Source organism: Pseudoalteromonas sp. SCSIO_11900 (assembly GCF_000576475.1).
GTDB lineage: Bacteria > Pseudomonadota > Gammaproteobacteria > Enterobacterales > Alteromonadaceae > Pseudoalteromonas > Pseudoalteromonas tetraodonis.
Window position 1 is genome coordinate 384834 of record NZ_KK070023.1, and the last position, 21121, is coordinate 405954.

Here is a 21121-nt window from a genome sequence, read left to right on the forward strand (position 1 = left end):
CTTAACACATACACTATTAGGACACACCGTGAACATAACAATTCTTGATAACGCTACACTGGCAAACACCTCACTTGATTGTATCTCAGCACTGGGAAAGCTTACCGTGCATCAGCTAACTAGCCCAGAGCAAGTGCTAGCACATAGCCAAAATGCAGAGGTGTTAATCACCAATAAAGTAGTGATTAATCGTGACACCATGGCACAATTAACATCACTCAAACTTATTTGTGTTAGTGCTACCGGCACCAATAATGTTGATTTAAATGCCGCGAAAGATTTAGGCATTGCGGTAACCAATGTTGCTGGTTATTCAACCCCCTCGGTTGTGCAGCACACCTTTTCGTTAATTACTAACTTATTAGGCAATACTCATCGCTACCAAGCGGACTGCCAACAAGGTGCATGGCAAAAAAGTGAAATGTTTTGTCGCCTTGATTACAGCTTTAATGACTTTCAGGGTAAAACATTAGCCATTATTGGTGGGGGAACTCTGGGCAATGCTGTATCTAAAGTGGCTGAAGCCTTTGGTGCTCATGTCATTGTTGCAGAGCGCAAAGGTGCTGAGTGTCGCCAAGGACGCACGCCTTTTGAAACCGCAATAAAAACAGCGGATATTATCAGCGTACATTGCCCACTTAATGATGAAACGCGTGACTTAATTACGCTTAATGAATTAAAAATGATGAAACCAACTGCGCTTATTATTAACACCGCGCGCGGGGGGATCATAAACGAAGCCGACTTAGCACAAGCCTTAAAAACCAATATGATTGCTGGTGCAGGTGTTGACGTACTAACCAAAGAGCCTGCTGAGCACAACAATCCACTGGCCAATTACACGGGAGATAACTTACTACTAACCCCACATATAGCGTGGGCCAGTACCGAATCTATTGCGCGCTTGGTTAAAGAAGTGAGTTTAAATATCGCTGCATTTAGTCAACAAGAGTCGCGTAATCGCTTGGTTTAATGCCGTTAAATTAAGTTAGTCAAAATAACTAAAAAGTGGCTTTTAATTTTATTTCTTAAAAAAGCCACTAACTCAAAAAATCACTTTAAAAATAAATAATTGATTTTTAAAGATTAAAAAACTGGCCTAGTCTTTGCTCTAAAGTCTGTAATTAATCATCTAGGATAATAAAAAATGAAAGAAACACTTTTAATCGCCGCCCTTACCGCTCCTTTTTTAACTGGCTGTGTTATTGCTGTATCCGATGGCGAAGCGGAGGGTCATTGGGCTGGTAATAGTTCTTCTAGCTGGCAGGCAACACATAAGAATAATCGTGAAATTATTTCAGGCTTGGCAATGGATAGCTCTTATCAGTCTGTATTAAAAGCCCTAAAAACACCTGACTTCACCGAATTACTTAAAAAAGAAGAGGATGTTTACCAAGTCTTATTTTATGCAACGCACAGCATCCATTCAGATGGTAAAATGACTAAAGATGAATGCACACCGTTGGTATTTAAAAATGATAAATTAGTTGGTATTGGTGCCTCAGCACTGCAAATGCTGACAAACTAAGTAACTACAGCATTTATTGGGCGCTAATTTGATTGCGCCCTAACTTTTTCGCATTATACAAACCGGAGTCAGCTTCTTCTAACAATGCTTTTTCAGTGTAAGCTTGGCTACTCTCACTAGAAGCAATACCGATGCTAATGGTGACGTGTGTAGCGTTTAAAGACGCATTATGTTCAATATTCAAATCATTAACGGCGTTACGTAACTTATTGGCAAAAGCAATTGCACCTTGCTGATTGGTTTCTGGTAATACGGCCACAAATTCTTCACCGCCGTAACGCGCAATAAAATCACCGCCACGCTCACATTGCGTGGCTAACGTTTTTGCCACTGTTTTTAAACATTCGTCTCCAGCTCGGTGGCCATAGTAGTCGTTATAACGTTTAAAATGATCAATATCTATGAGTAAAACGCACAAAGGAGAGTGGTTACGCTTACTTCTACGCCACTCTCTTTCTAAGTTCTCATCTAAATAACGTCTATTAGGTATTTCTGTTAAGCCATCAATAGAGGCAAGCATTTCTAGCAAATCATTTTTTTGCTTAATTAATAGCTGGTTCCGCACTCTAACTTTCACAATAGCGGCACTAAATGGCTTACCAATATAATCCATTGCGCCGAGCTCTAGCCCCTTTGCCTCATCTTCATGACGGTTGTTTGCAGAGATAAAAATAATAGGAATAGCCTGACTTATACTGTTCTCTTTTAGCTGTACGAGCACTTCATAACCATTCATACCAGGCATCATGATATCTAAAATGATTAAGTCTATTTGCGTGTGTTTAACAAACTCCAGCGCGTCTTCACCGCTTGTCACTAAGTAAACATCATGCTCATCGCTTAAGGTTTTTTCTAAAATGATTCGGTTATGCGCATCGTCATCTACAATTAATATTTTTGCTTTATTTATCATTGCTTACATCTAAAATTTTTATAAAAATATGAACTTGTTTTAACTGTATTATCAGCTCTTTAATTGCAGCATTGGCGTTCTTGTCGCCCACTTTTAATAATTGCTCAGTATGTTGAGCACATAATAATAATCGGTTAAACCCTAAGTTTCCTGCTATCCCTTTTAGACTATGCACTAAGCGTACCATTTCAATAGTAGGTATGTCTTTTTGAAGCTCAGCTGAATATGACTCATTTAACACCGCTAACTTAGTAAGCATGCTTTGCAATAGCTTCTCATCATTATTGAACTGTGTCAAAGCGAAGGTTTTATCAAAAAAGCAAGGCTTAGATATGCCTAAATCAGCTATCGATGCCAATAAAATAGGCGCAACCACGGGCTTAGTTAAATGTTTATTCATACCACTATTCAATGAACGTGCAATATCGGCAGGCTCACAATGTGCAGTTAATGCAAAAATAGGCAATTGCTGGGCGTCAAACTGTTGGCGTATTATTTGGGTTGCTTGATAGCCATCAATACCCGGCATTTGAATATCCATTAAAACCAAATCGGGGCGCAATATATTCACCCATTCAACCCCCTGTTTAGCATCACTAGCAGTCACAACATTCACTTCGGCTTTACACAATATACTGCTAATAATATCGAGGTTGAGCGGGTTATCATCTATGGCTAATACTAAGGTTCCCGCTATTTCTTCCTGTGGTTTATCCGCTTTATATTGAGTTACTTTCTTTAACTTTTCAGGGGTTAAACTAAGTAACCGCTGCGCCAGTGCACTGCGCGGTAAATACTGGCTAATAAAAGAGTCATTTATTGAAAGCTGACTCGGTTGCGAGTGCGCTATAACGATGAGTGAAGTAGTACGAGTGTGTAATACTGCTTTTATTGCTGACGTGAGAAAGGCAGGTACGTCATCAGCATCGATTACAATGGTATGCGCTTGTTGCAAACAATCAGGATCAGTTACGACTATTTCAAGAGCTTGATTATTGAAAAAAGGATGCGCGGTAATAACCTGATTAAGCAACTGACTCTTCGCGCTGGTTATCAGTAATAGTCTATCTGTAAAGCTTGCTGATTTCTCGGTATCTGTCGCTAAATCAAGCGTGAAGTAAAAATGACAGCCATGGCCTTTATCACTACTGAGTGCAATTTCACCTCCCATTAATGCCACACTATGCTTTACAATTGCTAGCCCTAAGCCAACCCCTTGATGCAAGCGAGTAGATGATTCATCACCTTGTGTAAAGGCATCAAATAAACGGCGTTGATCCGCTTGAGCAATCCCCACTCCTGTATCGATAACCTGAAAACAAATACGCTGCTCTTTATCGCCCTGGCTCGGCTGTAATGTCATTTTTAATGTCACACTGCCTTTATTGGTAAACTTAACGGCATTGGTAAGTAAGTTACCTAATACTTGTTGCAAACGAATTGTATCGCCGACTAAAAATGGAGAAATTTGCGAGTCTATGTCGATTTTTAGCTGTATCTGTTTTGTTTGGCATAAAGGTAAAATTAAACTTTCGCAGGTGTCAATCAAATCAACTAAGCACAATGGCGCTAATTGCAGCGTTGCTTCTTTACTTTCAACGCGGGCAAAATCAAGCATACTATTTAGCATCTGCAACAAATTATTAGCCGCATATTTTGCTTGGCTAGTTTGTTGAATTTGCCGCTGCGTTAACCCGTGCTCTGCGAGCATATCCAATAACCCCAACACGGCATTGAGGGGGGTGCGTATTTCGTGGCTTAAATTAGCAATAAAACGGCTTTTAGCTAACGTGGCACGCTCTGCATCATCTTTGGCTTTGGTAAGCTCTGTAACATCTTGAATATGAATAACATAATAAAGCGGCTGGCTATTTTCATTCCAAATTAACGACATACTCAACTGTAACCAGGCATTTAATCGGGTATGAGCCAAGGTTAAGTGAAACACCCTTTTTTTATTATTTAATAATTGCTGTAGTAACGCTTCAAGCTTCTTCCATTGTGTATTATTAAAAAGCGCATAAAAAGGAGTATCGGTTAATTTATCATGCTTGGAAAATAATTTTCGTGCGGCTTTGTTTACTTGTAAAATAGCGTACTCAAGCGACAGTAAAAACACCCCATTTGCGGCAAATTCAATTGCGCTTCTAAATATAGATTCAGACTCTTTTAATGCATACAAAGTATGTTGTTGTTCTGTAATATCACGGCCACCCCCCATAGTTCCTAATAATTGCTGCTGTTCATTGTAAAAGGGAGCAATGGTTAACTGATAAGTTCGCTCAGCAACATCTATGCGCTGCTGAATTTGCATTTTATGCTGTAATACTTGATATTCCAGCAAACTAATTTGTTCATACTCGTTACTTATGTTGTGTATTTGCTGCCCAAGGAGTTCACCTTGAGTTTTTCCAATAAACAACTCAAACGCTTTATTACAGCCTAAAAAAATGCCTTCTGTATTTTTAAAATAAATAAAATCAGGCACGCTATTAAGTACTGTGTTTAATAACGCTAAATGACGCTCTTTTGCTTGGTCGCTATGTTTTAGCTTTTGCGATTGTTGCCGTACTTGATCATCTAACTTTTGATTAGCATTTTGCAAAGAAATAACTAAGTGCTCATTTTTCGCAAAAATAGCTTTTACCCGCGCAAACCAAGGTTGCCAGTTTAACGGTATTTGGTAATTTAAATACCCGCTATTGTCATCGTTATGATGCTCTAAATAACGTATCAACTCGGTCATAGGTTTGATAAATATACGTTTGCTTAACCAAAAAAAGATGTAAAACATCAAACATAAAAATAAGACTAACAAAATAAACTCTATCAATACTTCATACACGATACCGCTTGAGAGGGTGTGCTTGTCAGCAAGAAACGCCAGATGAATAGGGTTCTTTTTTGAAGGTTGAATTAAAAATAATGAGTCTGCTCGCGCATTACTCTTTTGTGAGGGGCTTTTAATATTAGGCCAATAGGTCGATAACTTTATGGCTTGATTAATTGGCTGCTGTGAACTGGCAATAATTTCATTCTCTTGGTTGATAAAAACATACTCGCCTTGCTTTGAGGTTATTTTTTTCAACCAACTAGAGATAGCCTGTAAGTCATATATTAAAACAATATAATCTGAGGAGTTAAGCTCTCGCTGTCGGCCAACTGCAAAATATGCGTTATTGTCTACTTTAATAACGGCACTTGAAGTGAGTGTGTTCGCTGAAGGTAAGGGTTTAAAATCGCCATTAAGTACCTGCGTTAAAATATAACTTTGTGTATTGTTACGCCGAGCTAAATAAGCAAAGCCGCGCTCATCAACATAGGCTACAGAATGCAGCGACGACAGCAGCGCTAAGGCAGTGTTGAAAGACGGAGCCAGCGACATGACTTTTTGCCAGCGAGATAATGCCTGTTCGGAATAGCTGAATTGGCCTTTTCCTACTATTTCGCCATTAAAATGTGCTACCTGGCTATAATAATAATGCTCGTATTGATTAATGTTTTTTGTGAAGGCCTGATTCGCTGGTTGTGGGGCGTGTTTGTCATACATTATAAACATCGCATTAAGTAAATCGTCCATGGCTTGCATATCATGGTCAAGCTGCGCCGATAACGCACTAAAATCGGTGGTCTTTTTTGTTATTGCACGGTCCATTTTTATATCATAAAAATGCAAACACAAAAAAGAGGCCACCAATAAAGGGATTGCTAACGCCACAAAAACAGAGCGATGATAATGTTTTAGCGGTAAAAAATTCAACGACCTACCTAATTATTAGCTCAAAAATAAAACTGTAGACTATAGAGCCAAGATGTTAAGCGCAAGTTATAAATTTTCCTCGGCGAACGAAGCCAGTCGACTGCGTACTACCCCATTAAGATTTACGGTAGCACCACCTTCAAAATGTTTAAACCGCTCTACAATATAGGTAAGCCCCGAAGTAACCGCCGTTAAATAATTACTGTCTATTTGAGCTAAATTCCCAGTACAAATTAGTTTTGTTCCTTCCCCACAACGAGTAATAATAGTTTTTAGCTGAGAAGCCGTTAAGTTTTGGCTTTCATCTAAAATCACCACCGCATTTTGAATACTGCGTCCGCGCATAAAATTCACCGACTTAAACTGAATGTTGGCTTTTTCCATAATGTAATTACGGCTCGAAATTGGGTTTTCATCACCTTTATGCAGCACTTCTAAGGTATCGGTTATGGCAGCCAACCAAGGCGCCATTTTTTCTTCCTCAGTACCAGGCAAAAAGCCAATTGATTCTGCAATTTCAGGGGTATTACGGGTTACAATGACTTTGTCGTAAATACCTTTTTCAATCACCATCTCTAGCGCACACGCAAGTGCCAGTAAAGTTTTACCACATCCCGCTGGGCCGGTTAAAATAACAAGCTCAATAGACGTGTCGAGCAAGGCATCAAGAGCCATTGCTTGGTAAATATTTTTTGGTTTTATTCCCCATGCACTTTGATGCATCAACCGCTCTGCACCAATATCTTTAATGGTAATATGCTCACCATCATACGATTTAACTCTAGCGGCAAACTGATCGCCATCATCAAGTAAATATTCATTACAAAACACATCAGGAATTAAATCTTTAGGGATATGATGAACTGTTTCGCGTCCGTGTTGCTCAGTATTACACTGACCGACGTGCTGCCAAAAATCGCCCTCAATTTTTTTATAACCACTGGTGAGTAAATCAATATCGTCAATTAACTGATCAGTACGATAGTCTTCAACATATTTAAGCCCCGCCCCTTTGGCTTTTAAGCGCATGTTAATATCTTTAGTTACTAATATGACTTTTTTATCGCTATGCTGGTTTTGTAAATGCACCGCACAATTAATAATACGATGGTCGTTTTCATTGCCCGGCAAACCAGAAATAGAATCGGCAAATAAATGGTCGTTTACAATAATTAAGCTGCCTGTCGATCCGCCTTTTTTATTCTTTGGCAGCGTCACACCTTGTAGCATTTGTTCGGGAGTTGCCTGACTCAACACCCCATCAAGGCCACGAATAGCCACTCGCGCATCGCGGCTCACATCGTGTTTTCTATCTTTTATATGATCAAGTTCTTCCAATACGGTCATTGGGATAACCACTTGGTGCTCTTGGAATGACAAATACGCGAGGGGTTCGTGAAGTAATACATTGGTATCTAGCACATACATTTTACTATCAAAATTTGAAGCTTTTCCCATAGTACTTTCCTTACGTTTTATGATTTTTATGCTATACCCAATAAACTAATCAGTGGTTACTAATAAACTTGATTAATTACTTAGATATAATTTGAGTTTAGTCTATTTGTCATAAAAGTCTGTTTTATGACAAATATCATTTAGTTTGAATTTTCCACAAAATCGACGCACTAATGAGCGCTTTGGGTTGGTAATAATTCATACTTATAAAATTAATTAAAAGTCAGGCAAATAGCGCCTTGCAGTGGTGTTATCTAACAGGTAACATAGCCGCCTTTTTCTTCATAGACGAGACATACATGAATTTTTCCTTAGGTCAGCGTTGGATAAGTGACACAGAGTCAGATTTAGGATTGGGCACCGTTGTTGCCATTGATGGCCGCCAGGTCAGTATTTTATTTCCTGCCAGTGGTGAAAACCGTGTTTATTCTTCTGCAGAAGCACCGGTAACCCGCGTAGCATTTAATCCTGGGGATGTGATCCGAAGCGTTGAAGAATGGGAATTACAAGTCGAGTCTATTGAAGTGCAGGGTGAGTTACTGTGCTATCACGGAGAGCGTGTTGATAACGGTGAAAAAGTACAATTAAAAGAAACTTTTTTAGATCACTTTATCAAGTTCAATAAACCGCAAGACCGCTTATTTGCAGGCCAAGTAGACCGTTTTGATCGGTATACTTTGCGCTATCAAACCTGGTTACATCAGTTTGAACGTCAGCAATCACCTCTTAAAGGCTTAATCGGTCAACGCGCTAACCTTATTCCGCATCAGCTTTATATTGCTCAAGAAGTCGGTAAACGTTTTGCACCACGGGTATTGCTTTCTGATGAAGTAGGCTTAGGTAAAACCATCGAAGCGGGCATGATTTTACATCAACAAATTATCACCGGTCGTGCCAGCCGTGTACTTATTGTTGTGCCTGAGAACTTACAACACCAATGGTTAGTAGAAATGCTACGCCGTTTTAATTTATGTTTTTCAATTTTTGATGAAGAACGCTGCGACGAAGCGTTTGCTGATTCACCCAATGTATTTGATACCGAGCAACTGGTACTTACTAGCCTTGAGTTTTTAACCAAGAAAAAACGCTGGTTTGAACAAGCTACGTTGGCCGACTGGGATTTATTAGTAATCGATGAAGCGCATCATTTAAGCATTAACAACAATAAACCCAGTGCCGAATACCAACGTATGGCTGAGCTGAGCCAAGATATTCCTGGGCTAATTTTATTAACAGCAACACCAGATCAACTGGGTCATCGTAGTCATTTTGCTCGTTTACAACTGCTCGACCCAGATCGTTTTTACGACTATGACGTTTTTAAAGAAGAAGAAGCAAACTACAAAGACGTTGCCGAAGCTGCTAATCAGCTATTACAAGAACAAGCACTGGATGACAGCGCAAAAGCCACATTAATTGAGCTATTAAAAGAAACAGATATCACCGATATCCTTGAAAAAGCCCAACAAGGCGACCTTGCTGCACGTAAAGAAATACTCAATATGTTACTGGATCGCCATGGCACTGGGCGCATATTATTTAGAAATAGCCGCAGTGGCATTGATGGCTACCCTAGCCGTAAATTACATGCCTACCCAATGGCATTACCTAAGCAATACAAAACAGCAATGACCGTACTGGGTAATATGAGTGGCATTCAAAATGCCGAGCTCAGTGCGCAACGTGCACTTTTCCCTGAAAAAATATTTCAAGAATTTGAAGGTGAAAGCGCAAGTTGGGGATTATTTGACCCTCGCGTAGATTGGTTAATTGAAACGCTGAAAACACTCAAGCGTGAAAAAGTACTTCTTATTTGTGCTAAAGCCGAAACAGCGATTAGCCTTGAGCAAATATTACGTGAACGCGAAGCAATTAAAGCCTCTGTGTTCCACGAGGGCATGTCGATTATTGAACGTGACCGCGCTGCGGCATTCTTTGCCGATGAATACGATAACGCACAAATATTACTGTGTTCAGAAATTGGTTCAGAAGGTCGTAACTTCCAGTTCTCACATCACTTAGTGTTATTTGATTTACCACTCAACCCCGATTTACTTGAGCAACGTATTGGTCGATTAGACCGTATAGGGCAAACACAAGATGTGAACATTCACGTGCCTTATTTCGAAAACACAGCACAAGAAGTACTACTGCGTTGGTATAACGAAGGCTTAGATGCGTTTGAAAGCACATCAACCACTGGGCAGTTGCTGTATAAAGAGTTCAGCGAAGATTTACTTGAGTACATTGCAGCTCATAATTGTGATGAAGATGAGCTAGATCCACTCCTTGAGCAAGTAGCACAAAAAAACGCAGTATTACGTAAGCAAATGGAAAGTGGTCGAGATCGCTTGCTAGAGCTACATTCATCGGGACAGGGTGCTGCTGATTCACTTGTGGCTGACATTGAAAAGCTCGACAACCAGTTTGAACTGCCAAGCTACATGATCAACGTGTTCGACACCTTTGGTGTAAGCCAAGAAGATAAAGGTGAAAACACCATTATTTTAAAGCCCACTGAGCACATGTTAAACGCTTCGTTCCCATCGCTAAAAGACGATGGTATGACAGTAACCTTTGACCGCGATACAGCGCTTTCTCAGGAAGATGTGCACTTTATTAGTTGGGATCACCCTATGGTGCAAGGCACTATGGATATGATTTGTGATGATGATTTTGGTAGTTCATCGGTGGCGTTACTTAAAAACAAAAAGTTACCACCAGGCACCTTTTTTGTTGAGCTAATATTTGTTGCCGAAGCCATGGCACCAAAAGCACTGCAAGTTGGCCGCTTTTTACCCCCTACGCCAATTCGTATTTTACTCGATAAGAGCAGTAATAACTTAGGTGAAAATGTTGGTTTTGATGGCTTTAATCAGCAACTATCTGCGGTAGGTCGTCAAACTGCGAGTAAATTAGCTGGTGCATTACAAAGTGCGGTTCATCCAATGATCAACACCGCAAAAGACATGGCGCAACAAAAATTGGATGTTATCCGTGCCGAGTCATTAGTAAAAATGCAAACATCGTTAAGCGAAGAGCAACAGCGATTAGTTGCACTGAAGCAAATTAATCCAAACATTCGCCAAGAGGAAATTACCTTTTACGATAAACAACGCAATGAGCTAACTGCACATATTGAAAAAGCGCAGTTAAAACTTGATGCGATTCGTTTGATTGTGGTTTCGCACTAGAGAATCTAGCTGTCAGTCGTTAGTTAAAGATCAACTAGTGTGTGCATTGAAAAAAGCGCGATATTTATATCGCGCTTTTTACTTGAGCCTTTGCCTTCGCTCCACTAAAATAACGCACTTCAAAATCACTGAGGTTTGCCGTGTTAGTTAACTACAATCCCCCTATGAGCCCGTATTTAACTATACTGTTTCAAGACGATGATTTACTTATTGTAAATAAGCCTAGCGAGTTACTCACCGTCCCAGGTAAAGACCCAAAACATGCCGATAGTTTAATCAATCGCGTCAATCGTGTTTTTCCTAGTGCTAAAATTGTTCACCGTTTAGATATGGCTACCTCAGGCATACTTTGCTTAGCAATGAACAAAGCCGCTCATCGGCATTTAAGTATGCAATTTCAAGAGCGCGAAACAGCAAAACGTTACATTGCACGAGTATACGGACAACTTGAAACTGAAACCGGCTCAGTTGACTTACCGCTTATTTGTGATTGGCCGAATCGTCCTAAGCAAATGGTTGATCATGACAATGGCAAACCTTCGCTCACTCATTTTAAAGTGCTTGAACGTGAAGCACAGGCAACCCGTGTAGAGCTTACTCCTATTACAGGGCGCTCACATCAGCTGCGCGTGCACATGCTAAGCTTAGGCCACCCTATTTTAGGCGATCGCCTCTACGCCCATAAAGACGCACTTGCTGCTGCTCCTCGGTTACAGCTACATGCACAAATGCTACAACTCAAACACCCTGTAACGGAGCAAGTACTTACTTTTGAAGCTGAGAGCGAGTTTTAACACGGATTAATCTTTTAGCTATTTACTGTAAATAGCTAAACTTTAAGCGTGCTTCGCCGATACATAAATAAGATTTAAATAAAAAGCTTATTTATGTTTATTCCGCAGATGTTTAAAGCCATTATTACTACTCTTGTGCTTGGCTGTACGTTAATCGGTTTTCAAGCACTGAGTGCTGAGTATATCGCTCCTCCTCCCTTTTCAAAAAATATTGATGCGGATATCTCTCGCCTAGCCCAAAATGATGAAGTAAAGCCTATTTTAGCTGGTGATACTGAGTTTTTAACTTTATACAGTGAATATATAAGTGCCGACTTTAGAGGTGTAGTAATACTTATTCCTGACTGGCAATCAACGCCGACAAACAATGCAGGCATGAATTTTTTACGTAAAGAGCTGAATAATCAAGGGTATACCTCTTATGCAATGACAGTTCCTGATATTGATTGGCAAGCAGCTCAAGATGATGCAGCAAAAACGATTAATGATCCTGTGGGCAAAAATAATGAAACAGCCAACGCCAATACTAAGCCAGACACCAGTACACAAAAACAGCCCCATCATGCTGACTATGTTGAACAAGTAAATACTGAAGTGGTAGATAACTATAAATTAAAACTAGTCGCTCGCTACAAAGCTTTATACCAACAAGCTGCGATGGAGTCTGAGAATATTGTTGTTATTGCACAAGGCACCAGTGCTGGGGTGTTGTTGGAGCACTACGCTGAATTTTCAGACTCAAGAATAAACGCCTTCATTAGTTTAAGTAGCTACCTTCCTAATACAAAACGCAATGCAAAGTTAAGCCAAATAACATCTTTGGTCGCCCCTGCTTTGTTAGATATTTATTTTGCTACAGACAGTAATGATATCTTAATGAATCTTAAAAACCGCCAGCGTTGGGTTAACCGAAATGCAAAGTTTGATTATCGCCAACGCCAGTTGTTTGGATTACGCGATGCGCCGCAGCAACATGCGCGGCTAAGCAAAGAAATAGACGGGTTTTTACGCCGCCTTTTTTAAATACTCGTATGCCGCTTGAATATCTTGGCTTTTTTTAACCGCGACTTCCATCATATGCTTAGGTAAACCTTGCGATACCAGCTTATCAGGATGGTGCTGTGCCATGAGCTTACGGTAGGCTACTTTAATATCACGTTGCGATGCGTCTTTATTTAACCCTAATAAGGCCAATGCTTGCGAACGGTTCATATCATTACTTGGCGGTACATGATGCCCTGAGCCTTCACGGTAGCTGCTACTTTGACTTTGCTGCTGTTTAAAACGCTGTTGTTGCTGCCTAAAGTTAAACTCTGCTTGATAACGCTTTAATACAAAGGCAAAGTGTGCTTTAGACACACCTAGCTGCTTACTAACTTCTTGCAGTAAGTGCTTTTCTTGTGCGGCAAGCACGCCATCAGAAAACGCCATCTGGATTTGAATTTCTAAAAATAACTGCAGTAAATCGTAACGTTTAGCAAAACGTTCTTTAAAATCATAAACCGTATCTTTGAGAGAAAAGTCGCTGTCTTTACCCGATTGAAACGCCTGCTGCGCTTCACGGCGCTCTTCGCCTTTTAAGCCCATTTCATCCATAAACAGCGTCGCTGCTTTAATGTGGGTTTCGCTAACACGGCCATTCGACTTGGCAATATGTCCCATTACCGCAAAGCAACTCGAAAAAAACAACGCTTGGCGTTCGTTAACATCATCGCCTTTAAAAAGGTTAGAAAAGCCGCCAGCTTTATCAAAGTCTTTTTTTAAGCTTTTATCAAACATATGGCCTAGGTATAAGCCTAAAATGGCACCAAATATTTTGCCAAACATAAAACCAAAACAGAAACCGAGAATTTTTCCCCACATTTTAAAACTTACCTCTAATGTTTTATATTTAGCTTATGGCGCTAGTTGTTGGTTAAGAGCCGATAAACGCTCTGGCGTTCCTACATCGTCCCATTGGCCAATATAGAGTTCAGTGGAGACTAAATGTTCATTTAATTTTTCACGTAGCAAAGGGCCTAATGGCCGAATGCCTGGGGCTAGCCCCTCAAAAAAGTCAGCTTGATAGCGCCCTATCCCTGAAAAGGTATACCGCAGGCTACTTGTCGGTAAGTGGCTCAGTGTAAAATCGCCATCAGGATTATGCGCAGGGTTTTCAACCAATACAATGTGCGCCTCTTTAGGCTGTAAATGTAGCTGCATTAATGCACTGACATCATAGTCGCTGTAAACATCGCCATTAATCACAATAAATGACTCCCCTAATAAGGGAAGTGCTTGAATAATACCGCCTGCGGTTTCAAGCCCGCCCGTCACTTCTTGGCTATAGGTTATAGTCACGCCCCACGCGCGCCCATCAGCAAAATAGGTTTTTATTTTATCTCCTTGCCACGCAAGGTTAATTATTATTTGAGTAATACCTGCAGCCTTTAGGCGCATAATATGATGCTCAATCAGTGGTTTTCCCGCTACACATAACATAGGCTTAGGTAACTGTGCGGTGAGCGGCATCATACGTTTACCGCGCCCAGCGGCTAATATCATCGCCTTCATGGTTGTTCCTCTTTTAACCGCTGTTGCACCTTTGGCACCACGCTAGTTTTTATCAAAGCCGATAAGTCGCTAAGCTCAGGGTATTGTGCCGCCACCTCTATTACGTATTCAAGTGTAGGGAGTATGTTTGCTAAGTAACCTTGTTTACCATCACGCAAATATAAACGACAAAAAATACCCGCCGCTTTTAAATGGCGTTGTAAACCCGTTAAATCAAACCAATATTTAAATTCTGCAAATGACTCGTTAGCTATTAAACCTTGGCGTTTAAATTCGTCGTAACCAAACTCAAGTAAATGATTCAGCTCGTCTTTAGGCAATTTAAAGTAGCAGTCTCTTAAAAGTGAGACTAAGTCATAACATAACGGACCTTTTACCGCGTCTTGATAATCAATAATCGCCCATTGCTGCTCGCAGCGCATAATATTACGACTGTGATAATCCCGGTGCATTGTGACTGTGGGTTGCTCAAGCAGTGTATTTATTAGCAGCGCTGTGCTTGTTTGCCAAGTCTGTTGCTGCTCAGCGCTGAGCTCTGCGCTAATAAAATCATTAACCAGCCAATTTTTAAAAATATCCAACTCTAATGCAATAAAGTCACGGTCATACGGATTCATTGACGGCGCGGCTGGAGTTTTTGCCCACTTGGCACTTAAACTGATCAGTTGCTGGTAATACTCGCTGCGATTGGCATCATCAAGCAAGTCAGCTAAATGGGTGCTACCTAAATCACTTAGAATAAAAAAACCTTGCTGCTCGTCACTATGAATAATGGATGGTAATAAAAACCCCTGCTCAGAAAACACCTTGTTTAATGCAATATAAGGGACGTTGTTAACTTTTTTTGGATCGGAGTCCATCACAATAAAGTTTTTATTTTCAGCGTTTAACCTATAATAACGGCGAAAACTGGCATCTGCAGTTATTGCATTAAGCGCATAGGATTGCTCACTAAAGTGAGTATTAATAAACTGTTGTAAACTCTCAAAGCGTGTCATTTTATAAGCTATCTATTTTTCACTAATTACTTTGCCATTGTTTTCCTTTATTATGTATAGCTTGTAACTAATCACAGAGCATAAAGGTCGATAAATGAGCAAAACCTGGGGCATTTTGATGCTAAGCGTACTGAGCGCACCATCGCTTGCCGAAACTGAACTGACACACAATTTTTGTGGCACTTCAATGCAAACCAGAGCTTGGCAACCGCTTGCTGGCCTTGAGCTTGGAACGGTTGATATCAGCGCTGATGACGTTGAGCTTTTAGGAACGCAAAGCGCTGAATTTACTGGCAATGTTGATATTAACACCGTTAACATGAGTTTGTCCGCACAATCAGCACTGATTGATAAACAACGTGGCCTGCTTAATGCCACTGGCCCAATTACCTATCGCGATTATGTAAGCCACGTACAAAGTTCGGGCTTAAATGCCGATTTAAATAACTCAGCATTTAGTTTATTAGGCGCACAATATAGCCTAACACAACAACAAGGCAAAGGCGGCGCGGAAAAGCTCACCGTCGATAAGTCTGGCTTAATGCTGATGAATGCAAGCTTTACTGCGTGCCCAGGTAATACGCCTGTGTGGGCTATTGAAGCCGATGAAATAAACTTATCACGTGAAGAAGGCTGGGGCGAAACCTACAATGCCGTGCTACGTATTTTAGATACGCCGGTACTCTATTTACCTTATTTTACTTTCCCACTCGATGAGCGCCGTAAGTCAGGCTTATTAACGCCCAGCTTTTCAAGTTCAGATCGCTATGGATTAGAAACGATTACGCCTTATTATTGGAATATTGCCCCTAATTATGATGCCACTATTACCCCGCGTTATATGTCACGTAAGGGGCTACAATTACAAACTGAATTTAGATATTTAACCCCAGTGCACCAAGGTTTAGTGGCTGTAGAATATTTAAATAAAGATGACTCAGAGCCTGAGCTTAACGAGCGTTTTTTGTTTCATTGGCAACAAAAAAGTTATATTGGTGAAGACTGGCGAGCCAGTATTGATATTACCAATGTTAGTGATGATAACTACCTCACTGATTTAAACTCAACCTATGCAAGTAAAACCGATACGCAGCTTTATCGTACCGGCTCGCTAACCCATATGGGCGAAATGTGGCGTACTGATATAAAAATGCAAAACTTTGAAGTACTCGGTGACCACTTAGAATCATACACGGCGTTACCACAAATTAGCTTTACCCAAACCACCCCTTGGAAAATTGATTATTTCGATTTTAGTGTTTCAGGCGAGCTGAGCCATTTTACTAACAGCTCTGCGGTAATTGACCAAGCTACTCGCGTGCACATCGAACCTAAAGCACGCTTTGATTACAAAGAGTATGCCTGGTCATTTTTATCTGAAGTGAGCTTATTGCAAACTAACTATAAACAAGACGGTGATTTACAGGGTACACAGTATAGCGATAATGTTTCGCGTACTTTGCCTAAAGTGCGCTTATATTCTCAGCTTAACTTTGAGCGCGACACCTCAATTTTTATTGACGATGGTATTCAAACTCTAGAGCCACAAATTCAGTATTTATATACGCCTAATAAAGATCAGTCTGACATTGGCTTATACGATACCACCAAGTTACAAGATGACTTTTTTGGTTTATTCAGGGATGCGCGTTTTTCAAGTGTTGACCGAATTGCCGCAGCTAATCAATTTACATTAGGGGCTACAACGCGTTTATTTGATAAGAAAAATGAAGAAGTATTTAACTTCAGCGCAGGCCAAATATTTTATTTAAGTGATTCAGCCAAGCCTACAGAGCAAGGACTTAATAGCGATAGTAACTACAATGCCTTGTTTGCAGCGCAAACCATGTTACATTGGCACCGCCGCTGGTATTTATCGGGTGGTATTCAGTACGACACGGATGGCAAGCAAATTATCCAGTCAAATTTAACCTTAGACTATAAAGGTGACGATAATCAGCTGGTTCAATTGAACCATCGCTATGCAAATGATGTCTCAGGAAATACAATCGAGCAAGCGGGCTTATTTACAAGCATCCCTATCAGTGACGAGTGGCAATTTATTGCAAGTTACCATCGCGATCTTGATAATAACCGCAGTATTGAAGTATTGAGTGGATTACAGTATGAATCGTGCTGTTGGGCGTTCCAAATTACTGGCCATCGCCAAATTGAAACTGATTTAAATCAGTCAATTGGGCAACCCCAAGCCACTTTTGATTCGAGCATTCGTTTGAATTTTGTATTAAAAGGGCTTGGTAGTAAAAGCCGTTACGATGCTCAAAAATTATTACAACAAGGTATTTTTGGTTATCGTAGGCCGTATTTTCTTAATGACTAAACTGCTTTATTTATAGTAAAAATTTACAAATAACTATATTAATTTAGCCGTATTTAGCATTACAACAGTACTATTAGTAAGAGTAGTAAAAAGAATATGAATTTAAAAAAATTATTAACATCAGCAGTTTTAACGTTCAGCTTGTGCCAAAGTGCATTTGCCGCCCCTGTCGAAATAGACAAAGTAATTGGTATTGTAAACCAAGGCGTTATTTTAAAAAGTGAAGTAGACACTATTGTTGATCGCGTAAAAAAACAAGCAGAAAAACAAAACCAACAGCTGCCAAAAGACGAAACACTACGTGTTCAGGCGATTGAGCGTTTAGTAAATCAAACCTTGATGATGCAGATGGCTGAGCGCATGGGCTTAGAAATTTCAGATAGCCAGCTTGACCAAACACTTGCCAACATGGCTAAAGAGCAAGGCGGTACAATTGCTGATTTGCGTCGTACTATTGAAGCGTCGGGTGAGAGCTTTCAAGCTTACCGCGAAGAAATTCGTAAAGAGATAACCACGCAACAAGTTACACGTGCAAACGTAGACCGCCGTATATATGTAAGCGACCAAGAAATTGATAACTTACTAAAAATTATGGATAGCCAAGGCCAAAATGCCGAAGAATACGATATTGGTCACATACTTATCGATATTCCAAGTGGTGCAAGTGCAGACGACGTTAGCTCAGCAAAAACACGCGCAGACAAAGTTATTGAACTGCTGGAAGATGGCCAAGAATTTAAACGTATTGCCATTTCATCATCAAGCGGCTCAAAAGCGCTTGAAGGCGGACAATTAGGCTGGATGGGCATTAACGAAATGCCATCGTTATTTGCAGAAGCTGTAAAAGGTAAAAAGAAAGATGCGATTATTGGTCCACTTCGTTCCGGTGCGGGTTTCCACATCATTAAAGTGCAAGACGTACGTGGCCGCCAAGTAGTAGAAACCACTGAAGTTAAATCTCGCCATATTCTTATTAAGCCTTCAATTATTTTAAGTGAAGAAAAAGCTCGCACTATGTTAGCAGGCTTTGTTAAAGATTTACGCGCCGGCGATGCTGACTTTGCAGAACTTGCTAAAGAGCATTCACAAGACCCAGGTTCAGCACTTAAAGGCGGTCAATACGATTGGACTGATCCAACCACCTACGTGCCTGCGTTTAGAGATACGTTACTATCACTTGATAAAAACGAAATCAGCGAACCATTTAGAAGTCAGTTTGGCTGGCACATTGTGCAGTTACTAGATAAACGTGTTGCAGATAAGACAGAGCAAGCTAAACGCAATCGTGCACATGGCATGTTGTTTAATCGTAAATTTAAAGAAGAAAGCTTTAACTGGCAGCAAGAAATGCGCGAACAAGCCCACGTTGAAATTTTCCCAATAGACGAATAATTATGACCTTAAGAATTGCGGTAACCCCCGGTGAGCCTGCAGGCATTGGCCCAGACTTGCTATTAAAACTGGCACAGCACAGCTGGGATGCGCAACTAGTAGCGATTGCAGATGCATCGCTACTAAAACAACGCGCTAAGCATTTGGGTTTAAACATTGAATTAATTGAATTTGATGAACAAGCCAAAGCAATGTCTACAGCGGCTGGCAGCTTATATATTAAGCAAATTAATTTAGCAGAGCCCGTTGAGCTTGGCGTGCTTAATGACGCCAATGGACAATACGTGTTAGATACATTACGTATTGCCAGCGAGAAGAATATGGATGGTACATTTGATGCCGTTGTTACGGGGCCTGTTCACAAGGGTATTATTAACCAAGCCGGCATTTCTTTTAGTGGCCATACTGAGTACTTTGCTCAGCAATCAGGTACAGCTGATGTGGTTATGTTATTAGCCACTGAAGGTTTGCGTGTTGCCCTAGTAACCACACATATTCCGCTTGCTTATGTTTCTCGTGCCATTACGCAAGAGCGACTAGTTAAAGTAGCTAATATTCTTAATCATGACTTAAAAACGAAATTTGGTATTGAGCAACCACGCATTTTAGTCTGTGGCTTAAACCCTCATGCTGGTGAAGATGGCCATTTAGGCCGCGAAGAAATCGACACGATTACGCCTACGCTCAACCTACTAAGAGCTGAAGGGATGAACTTAATCGGTCCTTTACCAGCCGATACCCTATTTCAAGATAAATACCTAAATGAAGCCGATGCAGTGCTGGCTATGTATCACGATCAGGGATTACCTGTGCTAAAATATAAAGGATTTGGTAAGTCAGTGAATATAACTCTCGGCCTTCCATTTATTCGCACCTCAGTCGACCACGGTACTGCGCTTGATTTAGCCGGTACAGGCGATGCTGATGTTGGCAGTTTTGAATTAGCGATCCGCGAAGCAATTAAGCTCGCCCATGAAAAAGCACAGAATCAATGACCGATAAAGTACACTTAGGACACCGCGCCCGTAAACGTTTTGGCCAAAACTTTTTATTCGATGAGTCAATCATCGACAAAATCGTCACCGCTATCGATCCTAAACCGCAAGATAATTTAGTAGAAATTGGCCCAGGTCTAGGCGCTATTACCGAACCTGTTGCCGATTTAAGTGGCCATTTAACGGTTGTTGAGCTAGATAAAGATTTAGCCCAGCGTTTAATTGAACACCCTTTTTTAGGGCCAAAATTAACCGTAAACCAAGGCGATGCAATGAAGTTTGATTTTGCAAGCCTGGTTAAAGATGACAAAAAGCTAAAAGTATTCGGCAACCTGCCGTACAACATTTCAACGCCTTTGTTGTTTCACTTGTTTGAATTTGCCGATCATATTGAGCACATGCACTTTATGCTGCAAAAAGAAGTGGTAAAGCGCATGGTAGCAGGCCCAGGTAGTAAAACCTTTGGTCGCTTGAGTGTGATGACTCAGTATTATTGTCATGCGATGCCTGTGGTAGAAGTACCGCCTGAGTGCTTTAAACCGGCACCTAAAGTCGATTCTGCGGTTATTCGCTTAATCCCTAAAAAGGCACAGCAGCGCACCGCTAAAAGCGTTAAAATATTAAACACCGTTTGTTTAGAAGCGTTTAATCAGCGCCGTAAAACGTTGCGTAACAGCCTTGGCAACCTTCTAACAGCTGACGAATTAACCAGCATTGGCATTGATATTACTTTGCGTGCTGAGAGCCTGTCGTTACAACAATTTATTGATATAGCTAACTGGATTTATGACAACAAGCAGTAATAGTAATATAGGATCACCTGTAAAGGTATCTGTTGAAACGTTTTATGTGGAAGAGCAATCGCAACCCGAACTAGATAAGTTTGTGTTCGCCTACTCCGTTACTATAAAAAACCACAGTTTATGCAGTGCAAAGCTACTTAGCCGTTATTGGCTGATTACTGATGCCAATGGCAAAGAAGTAGAAGTGCAAGGCAAAGGTGTGGTGGGTGAAACCCCAGATATAGCTCCAGGTGAAAGCTACAAATATACCAGTGGTGCAATAATAGATACACCGGTAGGCACCATGCAGGGACATTACACTTTACGTAACGAGTTTGGTGCTGAATTTAAAGCACCCATAAACGTATTCCGCTTAGCCTGTCCTAATATCTTACACTGACAAAAACAGGTAA

Annotated in this window: 16 protein-coding genes; 10 read left to right on the plus strand and 6 right to left on the minus strand. The window is 40.6% G+C overall.

Going from position 1 to position 21121, the window contains the following annotated elements; translation table 11 throughout:
- Window positions 1-28: 28 nt before the first annotated feature.
- Together BG00_RS01785 and BG00_RS01790 are read left to right on the plus strand one after the other, a co-directional pair.
- The gene (locus tag BG00_RS01785; RefSeq protein ID WP_036980205.1) at window positions 29-973 is read left to right on the plus strand and encodes a D-2-hydroxyacid dehydrogenase; all 945 of its coding nucleotides are present in this window, start codon (window positions 29-31) and stop codon (window positions 971-973) included.
- A 174-nt stretch (window positions 974-1147) separates the two neighbouring features.
- The gene (locus BG00_RS01790; RefSeq protein ID WP_036980206.1) at window positions 1148-1528 is read left to right on the plus strand and encodes a DUF3192 domain-containing protein; all 381 of its coding nucleotides are present in this window, start codon (window positions 1148-1150) and stop codon (window positions 1526-1528) included.
- A 13-nt stretch (window positions 1529-1541) separates the two neighbouring features.
- Here the strand turns inward: BG00_RS01790 and BG00_RS01795 are convergent, their stop codons facing one another.
- The 3 genes from BG00_RS01795 to BG00_RS01805 form a co-directional block, all read right to left on the minus strand.
- Window positions 1542-2441 (minus strand): GGDEF domain-containing response regulator, encoded by a 900-nt coding sequence (locus BG00_RS01795; RefSeq protein ID WP_036980207.1) that lies wholly within the window; start codon window positions 2439-2441, stop codon window positions 1542-1544.
- Window positions 2431-6201 carry a PAS domain-containing hybrid sensor histidine kinase/response regulator gene (locus tag BG00_RS01800; protein WP_036980208.1) on the minus strand — a complete coding sequence of 1257 codons (3771 nt, stop codon included), beginning with the start codon at window positions 6199-6201 and terminating at the stop codon, window positions 2431-2433. Before BG00_RS01800 ends, BG00_RS01795 begins: the two co-directional genes overlap by 11 nt.
- 66 nt (window positions 6202-6267) lie before the next feature.
- Window positions 6268-7659, minus strand: coding sequence for a PhoH family protein (locus BG00_RS01805; protein ID WP_036980209.1), 1392 nt, complete (start codon window positions 7657-7659; stop codon window positions 6268-6270).
- A 299-nt stretch (window positions 7660-7958) separates the two neighbouring features.
- Between BG00_RS01805 and rapA the strand changes: the two genes are divergently transcribed.
- The 3 genes from rapA (at window position 7959) to BG00_RS01820 (ending at window position 12670) form a co-directional block, all read left to right on the plus strand.
- Entirely contained in the window at window positions 7959-10853 is a 2895-nt protein-coding gene (gene rapA, locus BG00_RS01810) for an RNA polymerase-associated protein RapA (RefSeq protein WP_036980210.1), read from the plus strand.
- A 140-nt stretch (window positions 10854-10993) separates the two neighbouring features.
- Window positions 10994-11647, plus strand: coding sequence for a bifunctional tRNA pseudouridine(32) synthase/23S rRNA pseudouridine(746) synthase RluA (gene rluA / locus BG00_RS01815; protein ID WP_028835629.1), 654 nt, complete (start codon window positions 10994-10996; stop codon window positions 11645-11647).
- Between the two features lie 93 nt (window positions 11648-11740).
- The gene (locus BG00_RS01820; protein ID WP_036980211.1) at window positions 11741-12670 is read left to right on the plus strand and encodes a DUF3530 family protein; all 930 of its coding nucleotides are present in this window, start codon (window positions 11741-11743) and stop codon (window positions 12668-12670) included.
- Here BG00_RS01820 and djlA read toward each other — a convergent pair.
- From djlA to BG00_RS01835, 3 genes are read right to left on the minus strand one after another with little or no spacing between them, the layout of a single operon-like run.
- Window positions 12653-13510: a co-chaperone DjlA gene (gene djlA, locus BG00_RS01825; RefSeq protein ID WP_036980212.1), complete on the minus strand. Its 858-nt coding sequence runs from the start codon at window positions 13508-13510 to the stop codon at window positions 12653-12655. The genes BG00_RS01820 and djlA overlap by 18 nt on opposite strands.
- Window positions 13511-13543: 33 nt before the next feature.
- On the minus strand, window positions 13544-14200 hold the full coding sequence (murU, locus tag BG00_RS01830; protein ID WP_036980213.1) for an N-acetylmuramate alpha-1-phosphate uridylyltransferase MurU: 657 nt from the start codon (window positions 14198-14200) through the stop codon (window positions 13544-13546).
- Window positions 14197-15198 carry an aminoglycoside phosphotransferase family protein gene (locus tag BG00_RS01835; protein WP_036980214.1) on the minus strand — a complete coding sequence of 334 codons (1002 nt, stop codon included), beginning with the start codon at window positions 15196-15198 and terminating at the stop codon, window positions 14197-14199. The genes murU and BG00_RS01835 overlap by 4 nt, the downstream gene beginning before the upstream one ends.
- 94 nt (window positions 15199-15292) lie before the next feature.
- Between BG00_RS01835 and lptD the strand changes: the two genes are divergently transcribed.
- The 5 genes from lptD (at window position 15293) to apaG (ending at window position 21108) form a co-directional block, all read left to right on the plus strand.
- Window positions 15293-17539: an LPS assembly protein LptD gene (lptD, locus tag BG00_RS01840; protein ID WP_036980215.1), complete on the plus strand. Its 2247-nt coding sequence runs from the start codon at window positions 15293-15295 to the stop codon at window positions 17537-17539.
- Window positions 17540-17635: 96 nt separating this feature from the next.
- Window positions 17636-18931, plus strand: a complete 1296-nt coding sequence (gene surA / locus BG00_RS01845) for a peptidylprolyl isomerase SurA (RefSeq protein ID WP_036980216.1) — start codon at window positions 17636-17638, stop codon at window positions 18929-18931.
- 2 nt (window positions 18932-18933) lie between these two features.
- The gene (gene pdxA / locus BG00_RS01850; RefSeq protein WP_036980217.1) at window positions 18934-19926 is read left to right on the plus strand and encodes a 4-hydroxythreonine-4-phosphate dehydrogenase PdxA; all 993 of its coding nucleotides are present in this window, start codon (window positions 18934-18936) and stop codon (window positions 19924-19926) included.
- Entirely contained in the window at window positions 19923-20729 is an 807-nt protein-coding gene (gene rsmA / locus BG00_RS01855) for a 16S rRNA (adenine(1518)-N(6)/adenine(1519)-N(6))-dimethyltransferase RsmA (RefSeq protein ID WP_008113221.1), read from the plus strand. Before pdxA ends, rsmA begins: the two co-directional genes overlap by 4 nt.
- Window positions 20713-21108, plus strand: coding sequence for a Co2+/Mg2+ efflux protein ApaG (gene apaG / locus BG00_RS01860; RefSeq protein ID WP_036980218.1), 396 nt, complete (start codon window positions 20713-20715; stop codon window positions 21106-21108). Before rsmA ends, apaG begins: the two co-directional genes overlap by 17 nt.
- Window positions 21109-21121 lie beyond the last annotated feature (13 nt).

Excerpts from the sequence above, each read along its gene's own strand:
- BG00_RS01790 (WP_036980206.1), top strand. The coding sequence starts at position 1,148 with ATGAAAGAAACACTTTTAATCGCCGCCCTTACCGCTCCTTTTTTAACT.
- BG00_RS01795 (WP_036980207.1), bottom strand. The coding sequence starts at position 2,441 with ATGATAAATAAAGCAAAAATATTAATTGTAGATGACGATGCGCATAAC.
- BG00_RS01805 (WP_036980209.1), bottom strand. The coding sequence starts at position 7,659 with ATGGGAAAAGCTTCAAATTTTGATAGTAAAATGTATGTGCTAGATACC.
- rapA (WP_036980210.1), top strand. The coding sequence starts at position 7,959 with ATGAATTTTTCCTTAGGTCAGCGTTGGATAAGTGACACAGAGTCAGAT.
- BG00_RS01820 (WP_036980211.1), top strand. The coding sequence starts at position 11,741 with ATGTTTATTCCGCAGATGTTTAAAGCCATTATTACTACTCTTGTGCTT.
- djlA (WP_036980212.1), bottom strand. The coding sequence starts at position 13,510 with ATGTGGGGAAAAATTCTCGGTTTCTGTTTTGGTTTTATGTTTGGCAAA.
- murU (WP_036980213.1), bottom strand. The coding sequence starts at position 14,200 with ATGAAGGCGATGATATTAGCCGCTGGGCGCGGTAAACGTATGATGCCG.
- BG00_RS01835 (WP_036980214.1), bottom strand. The coding sequence starts at position 15,198 with ATGACACGCTTTGAGAGTTTACAACAGTTTATTAATACTCACTTTAGT.
- lptD (WP_036980215.1), top strand. The coding sequence starts at position 15,293 with ATGAGCAAAACCTGGGGCATTTTGATGCTAAGCGTACTGAGCGCACCA.
- surA (WP_036980216.1), top strand. The coding sequence starts at position 17,636 with ATGAATTTAAAAAAATTATTAACATCAGCAGTTTTAACGTTCAGCTTG.
- pdxA (WP_036980217.1), top strand. The coding sequence starts at position 18,934 with ATGACCTTAAGAATTGCGGTAACCCCCGGTGAGCCTGCAGGCATTGGC.
- rsmA (WP_008113221.1), top strand. The coding sequence starts at position 19,923 with ATGACCGATAAAGTACACTTAGGACACCGCGCCCGTAAACGTTTTGGC.
- apaG (WP_036980218.1), top strand. The coding sequence starts at position 20,713 with ATGACAACAAGCAGTAATAGTAATATAGGATCACCTGTAAAGGTATCT.